This is a genomic window from Dietzia sp. SLG310A2-38A2, assembly GCF_014145095.1.
In the GTDB taxonomy this organism is placed as follows: domain Bacteria; phylum Actinomycetota; class Actinomycetes; order Mycobacteriales; family Mycobacteriaceae; genus Dietzia.
On sequence record NZ_JAALDX010000535.1, the window covers coordinates 1 to 3,513 of the forward strand.

The window sequence follows — 3,513 nt, forward strand, 5'->3', positions numbered from 1 at the left end:
CACACTCAGATGCGAAGAGCCCCTTATCCGGCCCTTCCGGAATCAGAGTGCATTGATCCGGTCGTGAAGCTGACCGGAGTGGATCAGTGACCGCAAGATGTAGTGGTTGAGGTTCCGGAAGCCCAGGGCGATTCCGCGGAGGTGTTCGAGGCGCCCGTTGATGGCCTCGACGGGACCGTTGGAGGCACCCACGTCGAAGTACGCGAGGATCTCGCGGTGCCGCTTCCACAGCGACCGGCCGAGCTGGGCGAGCTCGGGTAGTTCCTTCGGAACGCCGGCCCGGATCGATTTGAGGAGCTTGTACATCGCGATCTTGCCCTCCCGCTTGCCCGAGGCCTCGTAGGCGGCGATGAGCCGCTGGTAGACGCCGTAGGTGACCTCCACCGCCGCGTGCGCATCGTTGGCCGTGAACGCTTTGAACAGGCGGGCCTTCTGCTTGTCGGTGAGCAGCTCGGCCCGGGTGTTCAACGTCCGGCGGATGCCGTACAGCGGATCGCCCGTGCGGCCCCGGTGCCCGGTGGTGGCCTGCTGGATGCGCTGGCGGCACACGGTGAGCTTGTCCGCGGCCAGGTGCACGACGTGGAAAGGATCCATCACCGTCCGCGCTTCGGGGACGGCTTTGGCTGCGGCGGTGTGATAGCCGGCGAACCCGTCCATTGTCACCACCTTGACCCGGTCACGGAACGCCTGGTCGCGCGCGTCGAGCCACTCGGTCAGGACCCTCGCCGAACGCCCCGGGACCATGTCCAGCAGGCGAGACGGGTCGGTGCCGTCCACCACCGGGGTCAGGTCGACCAGCACCGTCACAAACGAGCTGCTGCCGTCACCGCGCACGTGCTTCCACTTGTGCTCATCGACCCCTAGAACGCGCACCCCGTCGAAGTGTCCGGGCTGGTCGTAGACCATCGTGCGGATCTCGGAGACCGCCAGGTCGTTGACCAAATCCCAGCCAAGCCCGAGGGCCTTGGCCACCGCGGACACGCTGGTGCGGTCGACCGCCAGGCGCTGCAGAATCCAGCGGGTGCAACGGCGGGTGGTCTTGGCCCGCGGCTCGGCCAACGCCGGCATGCGTTGCTGGAAGATCCGCGTGACGCACTCGGTGTTGCCGCAGGTGAAGCGCGGTACCCGCACGTGCAGTCTGGTGGGATGGCCGACGATCGGCAGATCGGTCACCCGCCGCTCGATGTGGTCTCGTAGCCGGCCCACCACCCCGCACTCGGCGCAGATCGGATCCAGTGTGACCGGGGAGCAGAACAGGTGCGTGAGCTCGTCGGCCACGGCGGCGTCGGTGATGGTCACCCCCAACTCGACGGTGCGGCAGATGGTGTCGGCAAGCAGGCTGGCGGTAGCGTTCAAAGCGGGTCCTGGGGATGCGAAGTGCTGGTGTAGGAACTTGCATCTTCACACGCCCCAGGACCCCTACATCTTGTGCCTCACCGCATCACCGGCGAACCCCAGTTACGCACTCCGGATCCAGAAGGGCCCCTTATCCATGGGTGTGGGCTCGCGTGCACACCACGCGCGAGACCGCCGTTGGGGTGCTGCAGCAGGTACAGATCGCTGTGGTGGAAGTCCGAACGGATCGCGCCGGCCGATCGCGCCGACTCCACGAGTCTTTCAGCCGCGTGGAACGCCCGCCCGATCTCCGCCCGGAACAGCTCGGTTCCAGCATCCGGCGAGAGGATGACGTCGCTGAACCCGAGATTGAACCGCTGTGAGTGCGCCAATTGTGGCTGGTTGATCGACTACGAGGAGTCTGGGTCGGTGTCGAGTGAGTGTGCCGGTCGAGTGTGGTGTGCAATGGTATTCACCCCCTGCGGCAACATGACTGAGAATGCTCCACTCGATAATCATGGCGAGGAACTTCTATGGATCCTGTAGTCACAACCCTTGAGCTCCGCGGTGACGGTGTCACACTTGCCGCCGACCGGTGGGATCCACCGTCAACTGCGGGCGATTCAGACGTCAGCAGTAAAGGTGTGGTGCTGTTGCTGCACGGCGGCGGGCAGACCCGGCATTCCTGGCGAAACACCGGACGCAGGCTCGCGGCGGACGGCTGGTCCGCCCTCGCCCTGGATGCACGGGGGCATGGGCAGAGCCAATGGGCACCGGACGGGGACTATGGCATCGACGCTCTGGTCGCCGACCTGACCTCGGTCATCGGCGAGTTGGGGCAGACGCCGGTACTGGTCGGGGCCTCGATGGGCGGTATGACGTCGTTGATCGGACAAGGAGAGAATCCCGAGCTCGCTCGTGGTCTGGTGTTGGTCGATATCGCCCCGAAGGTCGAACCGGGCGGCACCGCGGAGATTATGGCGTTCATGCAAAGTGGCCTGGATGGTTTTGACAGCCTCGACGACGCTGCCGCAGCGATCGCAGCGTATACCCCGAACCGGGTCCGCACCCCCAACCCGCAGGGGCTGCGCAAGAACCTCCGTCTGCGCGATGGCCGCTGGTATTGGCATTGGGATCCGGCGTTTCTGCGCCAGGGCGACGAACCCACCCGCCAGACCGACTCGATCGTGCGATACGAACGCGCCCGGGACGCCGCAGCCGCGATTACCGTTCCCACGATGCTCGTTCGTGGAACACAATCAAACGTGGTCAGCGAAGAGGGCGCCAAAGAGTTGCTTGAGCTCATACCGACCGCCAGATTGATCGACGTCACCGGGTCCGGTCATATGGTCGCCGGCGACGACAACGATGTGTTCAGCGGCGGATTGAAGGGTTTTCTCGACAACGACGTTCTCGCATCGCGCCACTGACGCCGTCGAGGACTCGAACGTCACCGGCGGCGGGAGCTCACCTGGGTTGCGTATCGGTGCCGGTTGCATTGATGGCCGGATTCGCCCGCCCCCGCGGGCCGCTTCGCTGACAGCGGAGCTCGAGGACCGCTTCCCCGGATGTGGCCGCCCTGCGATCCCGGCTTCGATGTTGGCCACGAGCATGGACCGATAACCAAACTTTATGTAAATCTGAGGCCGAAGCGCCAGCGAAGGATCAAGACCCAGTTACACCACTTCCAGGGGCTTGACCTGGCGCCCGCCCTCGGGTGCTGTCCTGCCGCCAAATACGCGTCGATCAGCTAACAAGGCCAGACGGAAGGAAAAGTAGTGCCAACTGGAGAGAAGGACCTGAGGCTCGTCGTTGACTTCCAGCGGGAGCGCATCGAGGTGCTCTCGGACGGTTCGAGGCGCATCGCCCGGACTCCCAGCAGCCCTGACCGGGGTTTGGTGACTACATGGCCAGTGTTCCTGTCGATTGTCGTCGCTGCGACCGGGCGGCCAAGCAACAGACAATCCGGCGCTGATGAGTGGTGGGAACTCGAGCTCGACCCGGCAACGATGACGGACAGCATTGGCGACGACATTCCCCCGTTTTCGCTGGCACGTCTAACAGTCGAGCCATTTCTAGCCAACAACTCCGGGGAGTTTCTCTTCTGGTACGTCGACCATCACGGCAATAGGGACTCGGAAGGGCATTCGCGGCTCTTCGCATCTGAGTGTGGGTGAG

General features: G+C 64.5%; 3 protein-coding genes. 2 read left to right on the forward strand and 1 reads right to left on the reverse strand.

Annotated elements, in window-relative coordinates:
* Window positions 1-42: 42 nt before the first annotated feature.
* On the reverse strand, window positions 43-1,356 hold the full coding sequence (locus G6027_RS16835; RefSeq protein ID WP_069388581.1) for an ISL3 family transposase: 1,314 nt from the start codon (window positions 1,354-1,356) through the stop codon (window positions 43-45).
* A gap of 512 nt (window positions 1,357-1,868) precedes the next feature.
* On the opposite strand from G6027_RS16835, the gene G6027_RS16840 reads away from it, so the two are divergent.
* Window positions 1,869-2,765 (forward strand): alpha/beta hydrolase, encoded by an 897-nt coding sequence (locus G6027_RS16840; RefSeq protein WP_069388583.1) that lies wholly within the window; start codon window positions 1,869-1,871, stop codon window positions 2,763-2,765.
* Window positions 2,766-3,113: 348 nt separating this feature from the next.
* Window positions 3,114-3,512, forward strand: coding sequence for a hypothetical protein (locus G6027_RS16845; RefSeq protein WP_182638140.1), 399 nt, complete (start codon window positions 3,114-3,116; stop codon window positions 3,510-3,512).
* Window position 3,513: the final 1 nt, after the last annotated feature.

What these genes read in the sequence shown, in the direction of transcription:
- G6027_RS16840 (WP_069388583.1), top strand. Translation starts at nt 1,869, where the DNA reads ATGGATCCTGTAGTCACAACCCTTGAGCTCCGCGGTGACGGTGTCACA.